Origin of the sequence: Sporosarcina sp. NPDC096371, assembly GCF_044762865.1 — a bacterium.
Classification (GTDB): Bacteria; Bacillota; Bacilli; order Bacillales_A; family Planococcaceae; genus Sporosarcina.
This window is the reverse complement of sequence record NZ_JBIWFE010000002.1, coordinates 237,419-253,620: the sequence shown is the minus strand read 5'-3', so window position 1 is coordinate 253,620 and position 16,202 is coordinate 237,419. Positions and strand designations below refer to the sequence as shown.

Below are 16,202 nucleotides of genomic sequence, written 5' to 3'. Positions count from 1 at the left end.
GCCTTTTTATAGCTATAACATAGTAAGGAAAAAACCGACCTTATGCGTTTTCGCACACACAAGTCGGTTTTTTCTCAAGCAAATTCATCGGCGGAACGGCTTCAAATCAGCGCCAATATCGACACCTAAATTTGTCGTATAAATCCATTCCACTCGATCCCCTGCCACTAAGGGAACTACCCCAGCACCTCGGTCCGGAAAAATGCCATTTACACGGTACATCCAACCGCTCCCTTGGCCCCTATCAAACTCATACACATTGTTAATACCCTCGATATACGCAGTGCCACCTTGTCCACCACGATAATCCATTTGAATCTTCTTATCTTTTGTAATGGCAATTAAAGCCTTCAGAACTGTATCTCCGTCAGTAATCTCCATTTCGGTCGCTGGCAATGGAACTTCAGTAGAGGAGATAACAATTGAGTAGACAATTGTATCCCCCTTTGGTTCTGGCTGCTCCTCTTTTTCAACTGGCTTTTCTGCCGGTGGAGTCTTAGAGGGTGTAGAAGGTGGAGCAGTGGGTGCTGGTGTCGTAACAACCGGCTTTTTTTCTTCTGGAACCGGCTGAGTTGGTTGCTTATTAACCACACGCTCAGGTTCTACTGGCTTATTTTTTGGTTGCTCAATTGTAGCTGTTTTGTTTTTTTCTTGCTCGTTGTTAGTTGCTGAAGTTTCCTTCGCCTTCTCCACTTTCACAACCGGTTTTTCTTGTTCAACTTTTACGTCTTCTATTTCTTTTACTTCTTCATCTTCTTGTGATTCTGTTACATCCAATTCAACAGACTCTTGCTGTTCGTCAGACTGACCCTCATTCGGTATTTCTTGCTGCCCATTCTCTGGTTTTTCTAGCCCCGTCGGCTTCTGCCATGATGTACCACACGCACTTAACATCATAAAAATAGCTAGTAACAAAGCGAACAACTTCACATGACTTTTCAACGATGGCCCTCCTTCCGTTTTGCAAAAGTCTCCAACAAAAATGACTAAACGTACAACATACTGCAAACAAATAATTACTGGCGCACCAGGTGCATGCGCCACATTAAAGCACTCACATTACTTTTTCACACCATTGTCCATTGCACGAGATAGGAATACCGCAAATTGCGCCCTAGAAACAGATGATTTCGGGTCGAACTTCCCACTTGTTGTCCCCATCGTAATTTTATTCTGATATAAAATTTCTACATCTTTCCGATGAGATGCTGATATATGGTTCATATCTGCTATATTCACTTCTTCATTTGTAGATTTTAAATCAAAAGCCCGCACCAAAACAGACGCCATTTGTTCACGTGTCAAAATGTCTGTAGCCCCAAAAGTCGTGCCATTCCCTTTGCCCATAAAGATACCCGCAGCTTTTGTTGCGTTTGCTGCCTTAAAGAAAGAACTAGATTTTGCAATATCTTTAAATCCAATCGGTGATCCTGCAGTATTCAAACGAAGAGCCTTGGCAAAAAGAATTGCCGCTTGTCCACGATTTAAATGTTCATTAGGCTTAAATGTGCCATCTGGATAACCGCTAATCACACCTTCTGCTACGAGTCGGGAAATTTCTTCATATCCAAATGTTTGCTTCGTGACATCCAAAAACGCAATGGTTGGCTTCTTGCCAGATACGTCAGTCATATCATAAAGACGGTTTTCTCCATTTTTCAAACGATTATTAGCGATAAAGGCCAGCAAGCCCTGTTGGGTCGCCATATAGTTACTTTCGCTACCTTTCGTATGCGAGATACCTCCATCTTTATTCACAAATGCAAGAAGTGCGGTACGTAAATCACCTTTCCCTTTCTTAAACCGTTTGTCAGACAAATCAATGCCAAGACTAGACAAGGCGATGATGACTTGTGAAATGCTTTCACTATTCACTGAGCCTGCTGATTGGAAGCCACCTTCTACTCTTTGTTGTTTCGACAACCATTCTAACGCCTTGTTTGTTGCTGTTTTCACTTCTTGTGTTTTTTGATAGTTTGCTAATGCTTGAAGTGCCATAGCCGTCATATCTACATCACTCGTAGCACCTTCTGCCAATGGGAAGCCCCCATCACTATTTTGCTGCTCCAGAAGCCACTTGAGTAATTTTTCTCTTGTCCAACTTGCATTTTTCGGAACTTCATAGTTGTTCGAGTCAAGTGCTAGTAAAGCAAAAATCACACCATTTGTACCCTGAGCTGTCATTCGCTCATTATTATAAATCTTCTCGATAAAGTCATAGCCCGCAATATTTTTTGGATCCTTCCCAATTGCGGTTACAGCTAATACCATACGTTCATAATCCGTCACTTTTCTAAAGCTACCTTTTTGTTCTTTTACATATTTCTCAAATGCATGATAGTAAGCACTAGGAACAGCTTGGTTTGATCTTGCTAATCCAAGTACATCCCAATCGATAAAATGATCATAGTTTGAGAAATCTCGGTTCGCTTTCATCCATTTCGTTGCACCCGTAATGGACTCGTCAGGTATAGTTTGCTCTTGGTTGTTGTTATTGTTGTCTTTATCTTTGTCCTGCTCTTCACCAGAGACATAACCGCCACCAATGTCATGGCCTAGATCTTTCGTATATCGCCAACGAAGAACATCTCCGTCATTCAAATAGTAGGTTCCAGCACTATGATCCGGGTACACACCGTTAACCGAATACATCCAACCACTTAATGGTCCTCCGTCAAACTCTCCTAAACCGTCAATAGCTTGAACATAGAGCGTTGCTCCGCTACCAATATAATCAATTGAAATCCCTTTTTCACGGACTACTCTTTCCAATAAAGTAAACGCTGTGTCACCTCTTTGAAGGGTAGCATCCATAGATCCAATAATATCGCCTTGATCCATTGTCCGTTTTTCAACAGATAGCGTAACCGACTCAATCGTCGGAAGGGTACCACCTCCGCCGCCTCCAGAACCTGGATTTCCCGGCTCTATAGCTGTCGTTTCAAACGCTAGAAACTCAGTAAAATGCTTCGTTTTGATAATAAGGTCAGCGCCGTCATTGTAAGCATAGACATCTTCTACTGCACCTCTTGCGGCGTCTGCTTTCGGATACTTTTTAATCAATTCAAAGTTTCCAGCAGTATCAATAAATCCAGCTTCATGTTCTCCAATATCCTTGAATGTAAGAGTCACATGTTGATTGAAGTTAATTTGCTTGGCTCCACCCACTTTGATGTGAGCGTCAATAGTTGATACCTTTTTACCATCTAGTTTCGAGTTAACTTTTTCCTTATCGCTATTGTTAGTCTCTTGATAAGTTGGTGCTTGAATTTTCTTATCCCATACACCTTCAACCTGAGTATCTCCCGGGATATTTAATGTCGTATCTCCGCGTTCCACCGTAATCTCTGGCAACACTAGCTTGTCAAATTGCTGGAAATCCAGTACGACGGGTTTAGATACATCCGGCTGTGAATCATTATCAAAAACAAATGGTGTATCAGGCTTTACTGATACTACAACCGTATCTGGTTCTGTTTGAACTTCCTTCCCAAAGTCGTACAGTCTACCTTCGCCTTTTTCAAATAAATCAAATGCGACAAGAGCTTGTAGCGCTTGTTCATTTGCCATCCCGTTAGAAGTTTTATCGGCTACAGTATGTTTAAAGCCGCCATCCTCCGCCTTGAAGCTCAATAGATGGTCAATTAAATGGATGCCATTTTTCGTAAACTGCTCTCCGCGTGGATCGATGTTATTTGCCGTTAGTCCAATGATGACTTGTGATGTCGCTTCACTGGAAATCCCACCAACAAATGCTTCGTTAAATCCGCCGGTAGGACCTTGCGCAGTTGATAAGTATGCAACCGCTTTGTCGATTGCTGTTTTTGCATTCGTTTTATCTTGATATGGAGCTAACGCAATCAAAGCCATTGCTGTAATATCGACACTCGAAGTACCTGTTGTCGATGCCGATAAACTCCATGAACCATCTGTTTTTTGATACTTTAACAGTTCGGCAACAAGCTTATCACGTGTCCATTTTGCATTCTCGGGGACTTCAAACCCTTTTGAATCAAGGGCGATGAGTGCAAAAATAATACCGTTGTTTCCTTGATAAAGGATGCTATCAGTATTTTCCCATGTCCAATGCTCACTCGTATGGATTTTTTCAATCAAACTAAACCCTTGTCCGTTGGCATTGCGTGCATCGATTCCAACCGCTGCCGCTGCAATGGTTAGACGTTCAACATCGGTAATTTTTAGTCTCCCCGAGCCAACTTTATCAATGACTTGGCTATTCAAGTTCGCTAAAAATAAATCAGTGTAACTTGCCGGAATTTCAACACCAGCTCTTGCAAGTCCAATTGCTCCCCATTCACTCAGAACTCCCTTTTGAAGCATCAGTTCACTAACACTTCGAATGGCCGATTGAACAGCAGTATCTGAATCTGGTTTCTCTTCTAAATTCGGTTCCGCAATCCTTTGCCATACCGATTTCCCTTTTTGGATATCTGCCAATGCAACCAGCGCTTGCTCTGTTGCCATACCATTTACATTTTTATCGTTGTGCTTCCACTTAAATCCGCCGTTTTCCATTTGGAAATCTTTATATGCGTCCACTACCGTTTTTCCGTTTACAATCCATTTCTCTGCTAGCATATCTTCTCCAACGGCTACTAGTCCTGAAACAGAAGTAGATAGACTGTTGGAGTTATCTCCCATCCCAAAATTGCCCGGGGAGTTGAAGCCGCCATTTGTTAAATCTAATTGGCGTTCTTTCAAGTATTTCTTTGCTCGTTCAATCGCCGCATCAACAGCACTATCACCTTGATAATTCCCTAACGCGAGTAACACCATTCCTGTTATATCTGTATCAGATATACTGCCGAAAAGAGCAAATCCGCCATCACTTTTTTGTGAATCCAATACATATTTTACTGCTTGCTGTTTCTTGTCTTTATTCCACTTTCCTACATCCTGACCTAGCTTTTCGCCTGCGTCTAACGCAAGCATTGCCCATACATGTTTGTTCATGCCACCGATACTGCCATCAGCTTTTTGCTGTGCCGCTAATTCAGCATATAGATTTCGATTGGTCTCCCAGGCTTTCGAAGGGTCTTTCCCCATCGCCAGCAAACCAAAAATATAACGAATATGCTCCGTGTCAAATGTATCTTCCTTCAATTTCGGATCTGTCGTTTGCCAACTTGGCAATGACCAAGAACCGTCCGTTAGGTTCTCGCCAGCCCCCCATAATGCAACAAGCTGCCACCATGAGGACACGTTCTTACTTCCTGATTTATAATACTGAACCGTGTCTTCAATCATTTTATCCAGCTGCGTTTCTTCTGGAACATTTTCACCCTTTAAAACCTCAACCAAATTTGTTTCACTTGCATCGCTACCATCCAACGCTCCAGCTAGTGCAGTGATTGCAAACGTACCCTCTTGTGCTTTTCCGTTAAAAGAAATCGTCACTTTCTGATTACTTTCACTGGTGATTGTATCGATTTCAAGACCTGTCGTATTTTCCTGAATAGCCCAATTCGCTTTATCTGTTACATTAGCTGAGAATGTATCATCTATTACCAACACAGTGACCGCTGGATTGATGGTTCCAGCCTCTACTATTGAATCTACAGATAACCGAGGTGTGGGACTAGGTTCCTTTTCTCCTTCTTCTAGCACGATGACTTTGCTATAAGGACGAGTTATATTACTGTACTGGCCATCAAGTCGTTGTGCTGATATATGATATTCACCCGGTGTATCGAATCGTAAAGATGCAATGCCTTGCGCATCCGTTTCAATTTCTTGGCCATCTATTTCGAGTGGCGCATCATTTACAAGGATGACTGCATTATCAATCGGCTGAGTTGATCCATAGTTATCACCCATTAATTCAAATTGAATTTCTTCACCTGCATGAACCTCAACCAATTCTTTATCGAACCATGTAAATGTATTTGTAAAGTAGTTGGTTACAAAATATAAAGTAATGGAGTCATTTTCTTTTAATTGAAAATCCCCAACTCCGACATTTGCATACTCGTTATTCACAAAATACATCCATCCATCCAAACTAGGATTAATCGCGTTCATCTTCAATCCATCAACATTTGTGATGAAATTGCCACCACCAAAATCGAACTTCGTTTTATCTGAGACATCAAAACCGCTTAATTCCAATGCCTTAACAATCGCATGAATAGCACGCGGCCCTTGTGTTGCTGAACTTGCAGTCTCCCCAGTTGCATGGCTTATATCATATGCTTCAACATCGAATTCCATAGGAGGAATAATCGTTTCCCCAAGCCCTTCTATTCGCACCGAGACTTGAATAGAATTGTCTTCAAAAACTGCAAACTTGCTAGGATTGGCCTCTGAAAATGATAGATTACCTTCTTCGCTTCCTTGCGCCTCACCAAGCAATTGTTCTTTTTTTAATGGTTCTGAATCAAGATTGTCTGTCGATTCTAGTTGATTTTTAACATCGAGTGACTGCTCAGTCGAATTTCCTCCAAAGCTTTCTGCACTGACACCTTGCCTTGCATCAAGTGCTATCGCCCCCACAGTTGGTGTAAACAACGATACTGCCAATAACAAACTCAACAAAATTGAAAAATATTTCTTCAACTGATTTTGTAATATACCCAATGAAAATCCCTCCAATTTCTTCTTTCACCTGTAAGTTTAAAGAATCATTTCTAATCGGTATTTTTCCGCAGCTCCTTCTTCAAAAATAAAAACCCCTACCTTCAAAGAAAAAGGTAGGGGCAAATGTATGCTCAAAAAATTAATAAAAAAATTCAAAGATACACAATGCAACCTTTTCCCGGAAGGTATCACGCATGCATACTTTGGCAAGTCTCCTGACTTATGGATCATCGTTTCTTCTGCCTTCCCAGTTTTTCAACCAGTGGCTATAAATAGAAGTCACTTCCCAATTACAGTGGCCGGACCGTACAGGATTCTCACCTGTTTCCTTATTAATCTCTTACTCGAAAGCAGAGAACCAAAATATATATTATTTAATTGTTAAGAATCTGATTCATTATGAATGATAGTATAATCGGAGAATAATTGCAATATCGAAAAAATAATTAATATTCAAGGACCTTGATTGTGCCAGTGTAGGCAAGTTGATTTATACAATTAAGGATTACACGTTAACGAACCTCTTGTCATAAAATACAGTATTATCTGTTTAATCTATCTGATTGTGTTATACTAATCTAGTAAGACATTGTTCGAAAGCTACTTCGAGCTGGATATGTCTTCTTTTTTATTCAGTACGGATGATTTTTTCATCTACTATTTAGGAGTGTATTTATTCTCAAAAAACTACAGGAGGTACTTATGTTAACTTTTGAAAACGTAAGCAAAGTGTATGGTGACGGTTTCCAAGCAGTAAAATCTGTCAACTTCGATATTCAACAAGGTGAATTTCTTGTATTGATTGGACCGAGTGGTTCGGGAAAATCGACAACGATGAAAATGATCAACAAGATGGAACCGCATACCAGTGGTACCATTTCCATCAACGGCAAAGATATCAACTCGTATAATCCATCGGAACTGCGAAGAAATATCGGCTATGTCATTCAACAAATTGGCCTTTTCCCCCACTACACCATCGAAAAAAACATTGCGATTGTTCCCCAACTAAAAGGCTGGAACGCCAAGGAAGTTAAAGCACGTGTCAACGAGCTGCTTGATTTGGTCGGTCTTGATCCAGATATGTACGCAACTCGCTATCCAAAGGAACTTTCCGGCGGTCAACAACAACGTGTTGGCATTGCGAGAGCACTTGCGGGCAATCCCGATATTATCCTAATGGACGAACCGTTCAGCGCACTTGATCCACTGACACGCGACCAACTACAAGCAGAAGTAAGTGCTTTGCATAAAAAGCTAAATAAGACATTTGTCTTTGTGACACACGACATGGATGAAGCCTTAAAAATGGGCGACCGCATCGCCATTATGAAAGACGGTAAACTACTACAGTTGGACACTCCAGAAAAATTACTGCACGAACCAGCCCACGGCTTTGTAGAGGAGTTCATCGGGAAACATCGAATCACCCAAAATCCCGAACTCATGCCTGTTACCGATATTATGTCGGGATCGGTTGTCACTTCTCTTCCTCAACGTTCTCCGGAAAAAGCACTCACGCTTATCCGGCAGAGAAAAATTACAAACCTGATCATTGTCGATGATGACAACAAGTTACTCGGAATCGTTTCCGCCTATGATTTAATCAAAAAGATGGGCGTTATTAAAGCAATCGATGAAATTATGGGATCACGGGAGCCCTTCTTAACGAATACTGCAACAGCTAAAGATGCCATTATCATGATGGACAGTGCGCCTTTCGGTATTATTCCCATCGTCGATAACTATCAAAAAGTGTTAGGTGTCGTAACGCGCGGTTCATTGCTATCTGCTATGTCGAGCCAGTGGACAGAAACGGAGGACAACGCATGAATAACTTAACGATTTGGCAACAACTGTCGCAACAATCACAAATGAGATGGAAAGAAGTGCTCGAAGCGACTTCTGTTCATATTCAACTGGTATTCTTCTCAATGTTGATCGCTATCGCTCTTGGGATTACGCTTGGAATTTTGATCACACGTGTCCCAAAGCTAACAACGATTGTACTTGGTGGCGCTGGGATCATGCAGACCATTCCAAGCCTGGCATTGCTCGGTTTCATGATTCCAATTTTCGGAATCGGTGTCAAAACGGCGATAGCCGCACTATTCCTCTACTCCTTGTTGCCAATTATCCGCAACACATACGCAGGGATTAAGGACGTCGACAAGGCAACGACAGAAGCGGCAAAAGGAATGGGTATGACGAGCATGCAAATTCTATTCAAAGTGGAGTTGCCACTTGCCCTTCCTGTTATTATGGCTGGAATTCGGACTGCCGCAGTCATTAATGTCGGTACGGCAACGCTTGCAGCCTTTATCGGGGCAGGTGGACTAGGAGATTTCATTTTCCTTGGAATTACGCGTGGCATTGATGGGTTGATTTTACTTGGCGCCATCCCAGCCGCACTTCTTGCGATTGTACTTGAAACGCTTTTCGGTGCGATTGAAAAGTGGACCACGCCGGAAGGATTGAAGTAAATGAAAAATAAGTGCATAGCATTGATGTTGACGTTGCTTGTAGCCAGTATGTTATCAGGTTGTATTTTCATCGAAAAAGATTCACTGACACTGGGCTCTCGGAACAATACTGAAAGCATTATTTTGTCACACGTCATGGGGCAATTAATTGAAAACCAAACAGATATTGATGTCATATACAAAGAAAATCTAGGTGGCTCGAACGTCGTCTGGAACGCCATGTTGAACGGCCTGATTGACGTCATACCCGATTACACCGGGACCATTGTTGTTAACTATTACCATGAAGATCCGGGTACAGCAGAAGAAACGCTGGCAACCACAAAACGGCTTGTCGATGAAGACGGTATTATTGCCTTCAACACATTCGGCTTCAATAATACGTACACATTAGCGTTGGATGAATCAAGAGCCGAGGAACTTGGCGTTACGACATTCAGTGACTTCGCTAAAGTGTCGGAGGACTTCATACTCGGTGCTGTTTTTGAATTTATAGACCGTCCGGATGGCTTACCCGGCTTCCAAGAAGAATACGGTCTGAAATTTAAAGACATCAAAGGTATGGACCACGGAATTATGTATCGTTCCATTGGCGCCAAAGAAGTCGATGTCATCAACTCGTACACCACAGACGGTCAACTACAAGATTACGACTTACGTGTACTTGAGGATGATAAATCCTACTTCCCGCCCTATCATGCACTGCCGCTTGTGCGGAAAGAAACACTGAGAGAGTATCCCGAGATTGAAGAAGTATTAAAGCAGCTTGAAGGTATGATCAATGAAGAAGCGATGCAAAAAATGAATGCAAAAGTTGATAATGAAGGTTTAATGGTCGAGAAAGTTGCACAGGATTTCCTTGTTGAGTCAGGTTTAATAAAAGAGTGATGACTGTGGAACCGCACCTCTTGGAAAAGGGTGCGGTTTTTTAAAATAGTGATTCCATCGTATGTGTTAGGACTACCATGCCATTTCCCTTCCCCATTTCCATCCCCCACGATACACTTACACCAACAAAGAAAAAGGAGAGTGGCATGATGAAAATTACACCTATCGGCATCTGGGGCGGCTATCCGAAAGCGAACAGTGCGACGTCGTCTTTTTTTATTGAACATGAAGGATTTCATTGCCTTATCGATTGTGGCAGCGGGGTGCTGTCTTCCTTACAAAACTATTTGCCGTTAGACAAATTGGATGCAGTTGTCATTAGCCTTTATCATGCGGATCATATTGCGGATGTCGGCAGCTTGCAATATAGCCGACTCATTAATTTCTATCTCGGCAAACCGGCACCCGCCTTGCCGATTTATGGGCATATCCAGGATCAAGAGAATTTTGATAAGCTATCGTACAAAGAGCAGACAGTCGGCGTCGCCATTTCCGAGGATGCCGTTACTCAAATCGGTCCTTTTGACGTCTCATTTTGCCGGACAATCCATCCCGTGTATTGCCTGGCTATGAAGTTCAGCATTGGCGATCACTCAATCGTGCTTACTGCCGATACAGAATGGCGGGACGAACTTGTCGATTTTGCACGAGGCGCCGATTTGTTAATTAGCGAGGCGAATTTATATGAAGAGCACGTCGGCAAAGCGCCAGGACATATGGGTGGCAGTGAGGCGGGAACATTGGCGAAGCAGGCGGGCGTAAAAAGTCTTATTTTAACCCACTTGCCATTGCACGGGAATATTGAAGAGATTCTCGACGCAGCTCGCATCGTTTTCAATGGACCTACCGAACTTGCTGTAGTTGGTAAAACCTACGAATTATAAGGCTACTTTCTCCATGCAAAAAGGACTGTCCGCTACCGGAACAGTCCTTTTCTTAGTCCATTAATCGTTATCGTTATCGTTGTCGTCATCGTCGTCGTCATTATCGTTATCATGACGGTCTTTTTCAAACTTCAAGACTTCACCTGAAATAGCGTCGATATCAAAATCGTATTCATATGCGCCCGCTTCAATTTCAATTTCGTAAACTACACGGCCATCGTCATTGTCCAATTTGGCTTTTGACACTATACCTTTTGCTTGTTTCATCGCAATTTTAATAGCGGCGTCTTTTGTAATGTACTTTCCATTAGGGACGACATGATCGTCTCGGTCGTCATCATCCATATGCTCTTGTTCCGTACGCAGTATTTTACCAGTTTGCGCATCGATATCAAGGTCATATTCGATTCCTTTCGAGTGTACCTCTACTTCGTAGACGTCACCAGATTTTTCACGATCCAATTCAATTTCCGTCACTTTGCCACCGACTGATTTTACAGCAATTGCTTTCGCTTCCTCCATTGACAATAAACCTTTTGGCGTAGCCGCTAAACCCTGTCCTGCATTAGCCACCATTGCAACTCCACCTATCATAACCGCACCTGCTAGTGCTGGAACCATCATCCACTTTTTCATCTTTTAACTCCTCCTTTTGTTGTTATCTTCATATTACCAATCGAATATGAGAGGGAAGTGTGAGGTTTATTAGAATTTGATGAGAAAATCAATTACGCCACTTATAGTTATGGGAACCTTCTGTAACTGTCGTTTCGCTTTCCTTATAAAATCATTGGCTACATGAAGTTAACCTTCCTCCCACGTTTGGGACATTACTTTTCCCGAAATGGCGTGGATTATAAAGGTGACTTCACGATCATCCATGGTATCTATTTCAATTAGGTAATAGCCTCCATCTTCGGATTTTTCGTAAGAGACGTCATCTACTTCCTCTATTTCCACTTTTTTAAGTTGCCCAAGTGCAATTTTAATGGCTTGTTCTTGTGTAATCAGTGCATCCTGCCCTGTCGTTTCCTTCACAACTTCAGAAGTTATCGTACCTGTTGTCGCATCAACCGTCACGTTTGTAAACTTCGGATCTTTCGACAGCTTTACTTCGTAAACCGGCGATTTCCCCTTTGTATTCAAGGTAATTTGTTCGGCAGTCCCGGCATATTTTTTCGAGAGAACTTCCTTAACATCCGCTTCGGAAAGCATATGTGGCTCTGGGGTCTTTTCGATCACTTCACTTGTCTGAGTAATCGATAGAACATTCCCCGTCACTGCATTGATTTCAGCTGAATATTTCGCTCCGCTTCGTGTCATGTCAGCTTTATAGACATTGCCCTCTATTGCAATTTGATCGACTGTTCCACCATACATATTCTCTAGCTGCGTTCGAATTTGATCAGCCGCTATTGGCTCCTTCTTATTAATTAAACTCGCTATATATAATCCACCCACTGTTAATATTACGATCGTTAAGAGGGTAGGTATAAACCATGGCTTTTTTTTGAAATTATGCATTCCACTCGCCTCCTTCCATTTATCATACGATGGAAACATTAAAAATCGGTGAGAATCTGCTCTTTCGGAATAATGATTCGGAAGGTGGTTCCCATTCCAACAACACTTTCGATTTTCAATTCCGCAACGAGGCCGTCTGCAAGTTCTTTTGCAATTGCCAGTCCGAGTCCGGTTCCTCCAGTTTTGCGGTTTCGGTCTTCATGAACCCGATAAAAACGATCGAAAAGTTGCGGGATGGCTTCTTTAGGAATCCCATTTCCGTAGTCGGTGACAGCAATCGAAACGTTGGTTTCAGTTTCAGAAATCGTTGTTTTAATTTCCCGTTCGCTATATTTCCTCGCATTGTCGAGCAGAATGAATAGAAGCTGCCTGAGTTTATCAGGATCTGTCACAGCAACCGACTGCTCATTCCCTTCTAATATAAAATCCCGCGTGTATGCTTGGCGCATCGGCTGCAACGTCTTTTCAACTAACGCATGGATATTTGTTTTCTCGAAGTTAAATGTGGCGTGTTCTTGACCTCTTGCCAGTTGTAGCATTTGCGCGATCATGTCCTTCATCCGTACCGATTCGCCAAGGATTGCCCCTACTGCCTCTTCCGCTACCGCACGGTCATCAAACCCGCGGCGTGATAGAAGTCGAGCATAGCTTTCGATAACCGTAAGCGGCGTTTTTAATTCATGCGAAGCGTTCGAAACAAACTGTTCTTGCTTCTTGAAGTTGCACTCAAGCTGACCCATCATATCATTGAACTCATGGCCCATCTGCGCCATTTCGTCTTTCCCTTCTACAGCAACATCGATCTTTTCATAATTTCCTGTTTGCCGGCTTCGGGACATCGTTTGTATAAGATTTTCAATCGGCTGAATCACAATTCGCCCAAGTCCAATACTCGATGCTGTTATCGGAATCATCGCGACCAAAGTTACCCCCAAAAGGATGAGCATAAGTAGGCGTAAATTATGTTTTACATCGGTTAGAAGTTGAATCATTTGTAGTTCAACCACTTTGCCATCTGTCCATATAATTGGCATATTGATGACCATTGCCGGTGTCTTATTAAATTCGTCGATTGAGTATTTTTCCGAAGGTTCAACTTTAGGTTGGTAGTTCCTCATTCCTTCAACCGTCGTAGATTCAACGATTTCCTTACCAGTGGAATCCAGAACACGAACTGCACCGATTGGAGGAAGATACGCAAGGAGCACCAGTGCAGGATTTTGTCCAGTGACCTTACTGAGTGAGGCAACAAGGTCCTCCGATTGCATCTTCAATTGATGATATTCCGTATCATACGCTAACTTCTCGTACACAAAATAGATGCCCGTGTTCGTCAAGGTTAAGATGACAAGCATCAGGAGTGTCGAAAAAAGATGGATTTTTGTTTTAAGCTTCATTGGCTTGCTCCTTTAAAACATAACCAACACCGCGTATCGTCTGGATAAGCGTACTTTTTTCTCCTTGTTCGATTTTCTTCCGAACATAACGGATATATACATCGACGACATTTGTATCGCCATAATAATCGTACCCCCAAACAGCGTCTAGCAACTGTTCGCGTGATAGTACTTGGTTCGGGTGTTTCAACAGATGAAGCAAAAGATCGTACTCCCGTGGTGTCAATTCAATGGTGCGTCCATTCCGACTCACTTCGCGTGTTTGCTCATGAATAGACAAACCGGCGAACTCAAGAAGATATTCATCTTTTGCAACTACAGGCGCACTCGTCTTTGAGAATCGAAGTGCCGAACGAATCCTAGCGAGTAATTCGTCAATTTCAAACGGCTTCGTTACGTAATCGTTTGCACCAAGGTCAAGCCCAGCCACCTTGTCTTCCACATCGTTTTTTGCCGTCAACAAAATAACTGGCGTACCCGCCTCGGTTGCACGAATGCGTCGCAGAACGTCAAGTCCATTTAATCCAGGTAACATAAGATCGAGTAAAACGAGATCCCACTGTTGTTCACGATATTTGATAAGTCCATCAGGCCCCGTATGCGCAATCCCTGTTCCGTACCCTTCAAATTCAAGCTCAAGTTGAAGGACACGTGCGATATTTTCTTCGTCCTCGATAATCAATATTTGCTCTTTCATTTGATTCACCTTCCACTTTTTTCTTTCATCTTAACAGACTCAGACAAAAATGGAGACCCTCACAAATTTCGAAGGTCTCCATGATTTATATTCATTAGTCTGTCATTGCAAGCTGATTTTCATTCATGACAAACATATTTTTAATAAGCATATCCAACATGACAGGCATTTCGACGAATGCGCTGTCGACATGCAACCGCTCTGTTCGCTGATGTGCATCTTTTCCGAAAGGACCTACATTGAGCACAGGCGCTTTCAGCTGGGCCATCTCAGCGAAAGGAATACTGTACGTATCTCCCCAAACCGGTGTGTTACTTTCAAATGCAGTCCAGCCATTTGCATCGTCTTCGAAATTGACATAGCTTAAGTCACAAATACCGTTGAAATAATGAATTTGTTCGACGGTGTTATTAAACGTTTGCGCCATTTTCTTCATCAACTCAATCGACTCTGTTACAAGCGGATCATTCGACGAATTGATAGCCGGATAATACGGAGGCGCGTATAACAAAACGGTAGCCGGTGCAAGTTCTTGACACTGAATCATCAGATTATCGACGATGCGCAACGACTTCTCACGATCATCCCACTCATCATTTTGGAGCGCTTCTTGTTTCCAACGTTCGACTTCCGCGCAACCTAATTTTTGTATAGCATGTTCAAGTAGTTGCTCATAGCGCAATACTTTCACGTCGCCTACACCTTGCACTTGCTCTCTATCACAAATGGCTTTGTAACTTTCATTACAGGCAGCCATCGCTTCTGTTGCCACCTGCTCGAATAGATCCATCACTTCCGCCGCGGTGCGCTTCAATAAGAAGACATTGTAAAGGGCCACTGCACGATACGGTGTTTGTGTCGAATATTGTAGCTTCAAATCCTTTTGTTGCAACGAAACAGGCAGTGGCGTACTTTCGCCGAGATCCGTCTCCCGGAATAGCTCATTCCATTCCATTCGCTGTGTTAAGTAGGAAGCGATATAGTTCGCAGTCATGCCTTTCATCGGTTCACCGACATGCGTTTCCTTGCCATAGAACAAAGCGGCAGGCATAATTTTCCCGATGGTACCCGAGTAAACATATTCCTTGATATCCGTTGGGTTTTGAGAAAATGATGGCTCACTATTTAAAAATAATTTGAATGTCAAATTGTGTTCTTCACGAAGACGGACAAGTTCCGTGACGGCAGCCCGCATACCTGCCGAGTTCACTTCTTCATCAGGTACAGTCGTCAAGATCAGGTTGATTGGCCAATTTTCTACGCTCGCTTTTTCAATTAACTGCATATGAAGGGCGAGCCCCATCTTCATATCCATCGTCCCCCGACCAAATAAGTAATTCCCCGTCTCCAAATCGATACGTGCTGCCTCGGGAAGATCCTTCTTAAAGCCAGGCTCCATCAATTTCTTCGTTAGCTCCTCCGGATGAAAAGCAAGCGGCTCCAACACACCATATTCCTCCGTCCAAACCGTGTCAAAATGACTAATAAGTACAATCGTCTCCGTTGCCTCCGGATGTTTGTACAAAGCTGTGACAAGTTGTCGACCTAAGCCGGCGTCATGTAATTCCAAATGACTCGGATTGTCACGGAAATACTCCAACCCCTTCAGCTTCTCGGCAACTTTCGGTGCAAACGTCCGCTCTCCCTTTGTTAGCGTGCGGCTATCCCAACTAACAAGTTCACATAACAGTGATCGAAGTGTAGAAGGCGTACCCCATCTTAGTTCATCCAT

Annotated in this window: 11 protein-coding genes and 1 riboswitch; of the genes, 4 read left to right on the top strand and 7 right to left on the bottom strand. The window is 42.7% G+C overall.

The genetic code is table 11. The annotated features are described in order from the left end of the window. Window positions 1-84 precede the first annotated feature (84 nt). Complete coding sequence (locus ACIQ0H_RS07185) at window positions 85-942, bottom strand: DUF4430 domain-containing protein (protein WP_403412845.1); 858 nt, start codon at window positions 940-942, stop codon at window positions 85-87. A gap of 117 nt (window positions 943-1,059) precedes the next feature. Then, window positions 1,060-6,597, bottom strand: coding sequence for an S-layer homology domain-containing protein (locus ACIQ0H_RS07180; protein ID WP_403412844.1), 5,538 nt, complete (start codon window positions 6,595-6,597; stop codon window positions 1,060-1,062). A 188-nt stretch (window positions 6,598-6,785) separates the two neighbouring features. Continuing rightward, a riboswitch (cobalamin riboswitch) is annotated at window positions 6,786-6,975 on the bottom strand. Window positions 6,976-7,299: 324 nt separating this feature from the next. On the opposite strand from ACIQ0H_RS07180, the gene ACIQ0H_RS07175 reads away from it, so the two are divergent. The 4 genes from ACIQ0H_RS07175 to ACIQ0H_RS07160 all read left to right on the top strand — a co-directional run bounded on the left by ACIQ0H_RS07175 (window position 7,300) and on the right by ACIQ0H_RS07160 (window position 10,852). After that, entirely contained in the window at window positions 7,300-8,430 is a 1,131-nt protein-coding gene (locus ACIQ0H_RS07175) for a betaine/proline/choline family ABC transporter ATP-binding protein (protein ID WP_403412843.1), read from the top strand. Beyond that, the gene (locus ACIQ0H_RS07170; protein WP_403412842.1) at window positions 8,427-9,080 is read left to right on the top strand and encodes an ABC transporter permease; all 654 of its coding nucleotides are present in this window, start codon (window positions 8,427-8,429) and stop codon (window positions 9,078-9,080) included. Before ACIQ0H_RS07175 ends, ACIQ0H_RS07170 begins: the two co-directional genes overlap by 4 nt. Then, complete coding sequence (locus ACIQ0H_RS07165; protein ID WP_403412840.1) at window positions 9,081-9,968, top strand: glycine betaine ABC transporter substrate-binding protein; 888 nt, start codon at window positions 9,081-9,083, stop codon at window positions 9,966-9,968. It abuts the gene before it with no gap. Between the two features lie 149 nt (window positions 9,969-10,117). Then, window positions 10,118-10,852, top strand: coding sequence for an MBL fold metallo-hydrolase (locus tag ACIQ0H_RS07160; protein WP_403412839.1), 735 nt, complete (start codon window positions 10,118-10,120; stop codon window positions 10,850-10,852). Window positions 10,853-10,912: 60 nt separating this feature from the next. On the opposite strand, the gene ACIQ0H_RS07155 is transcribed toward ACIQ0H_RS07160, so the two are convergent. The 5 genes from ACIQ0H_RS07155 to ACIQ0H_RS07135 all read right to left on the bottom strand — a co-directional run bounded on the left by ACIQ0H_RS07155 (window position 10,913) and on the right by ACIQ0H_RS07135 (window position 16,202). After that, window positions 10,913-11,488 carry a PepSY domain-containing protein gene (locus ACIQ0H_RS07155; protein ID WP_403412838.1) on the bottom strand — a complete coding sequence of 192 codons (576 nt, stop codon included), beginning with the start codon at window positions 11,486-11,488 and terminating at the stop codon, window positions 10,913-10,915. 168 nt (window positions 11,489-11,656) lie between these two features. Then, window positions 11,657-12,376, bottom strand: coding sequence for a PepSY domain-containing protein (locus ACIQ0H_RS07150; RefSeq protein WP_403412837.1), 720 nt, complete (start codon window positions 12,374-12,376; stop codon window positions 11,657-11,659). A 38-nt stretch (window positions 12,377-12,414) separates the two neighbouring features. After that, window positions 12,415-13,773 carry a sensor histidine kinase gene (locus ACIQ0H_RS07145; protein WP_403412836.1) on the bottom strand — a complete coding sequence of 453 codons (1,359 nt, stop codon included), beginning with the start codon at window positions 13,771-13,773 and terminating at the stop codon, window positions 12,415-12,417. After that, window positions 13,763-14,470, bottom strand: a complete 708-nt coding sequence (locus tag ACIQ0H_RS07140) for a response regulator transcription factor (protein WP_403412834.1) — start codon at window positions 14,468-14,470, stop codon at window positions 13,763-13,765. The genes ACIQ0H_RS07145 and ACIQ0H_RS07140 overlap by 11 nt, the downstream gene beginning before the upstream one ends. 94 nt (window positions 14,471-14,564) lie before the next feature. Continuing rightward, on the bottom strand, window positions 14,565-16,202 hold the full coding sequence (locus ACIQ0H_RS07135) for a M20/M25/M40 family metallo-hydrolase (RefSeq protein ID WP_403412833.1): 1,638 nt from the start codon (window positions 16,200-16,202) through the stop codon (window positions 14,565-14,567).

What these genes read in the sequence shown, in the direction of transcription:
- ACIQ0H_RS07155 (WP_403412838.1), bottom strand. Translation starts at nt 11,488, where the DNA reads ATGAAAAAGTGGATGATGGTTCCAGCACTAGCAGGTGCGGTTATGATA.
- ACIQ0H_RS07135 (WP_403412833.1), bottom strand. Translation starts at nt 16,202, where the DNA reads ATGGATGAACTAAGATGGGGTACGCCTTCTACACTTCGATCACTGTTA.
- ACIQ0H_RS07160 (WP_403412839.1), top strand. Translation starts at nt 10,118, where the DNA reads ATGAAAATTACACCTATCGGCATCTGGGGCGGCTATCCGAAAGCGAAC.
- ACIQ0H_RS07165 (WP_403412840.1), top strand. Translation starts at nt 9,081, where the DNA reads ATGAAAAATAAGTGCATAGCATTGATGTTGACGTTGCTTGTAGCCAGT.
- ACIQ0H_RS07145 (WP_403412836.1), bottom strand. Translation starts at nt 13,773, where the DNA reads ATGAAGCTTAAAACAAAAATCCATCTTTTTTCGACACTCCTGATGCTT.
- ACIQ0H_RS07150 (WP_403412837.1), bottom strand. Translation starts at nt 12,376, where the DNA reads ATGCATAATTTCAAAAAAAAGCCATGGTTTATACCTACCCTCTTAACG.
- ACIQ0H_RS07175 (WP_403412843.1), top strand. Translation starts at nt 7,300, where the DNA reads ATGTTAACTTTTGAAAACGTAAGCAAAGTGTATGGTGACGGTTTCCAA.
- ACIQ0H_RS07140 (WP_403412834.1), bottom strand. Translation starts at nt 14,470, where the DNA reads ATGAAAGAGCAAATATTGATTATCGAGGACGAAGAAAATATCGCACGT.
- ACIQ0H_RS07170 (WP_403412842.1), top strand. Translation starts at nt 8,427, where the DNA reads ATGAATAACTTAACGATTTGGCAACAACTGTCGCAACAATCACAAATG.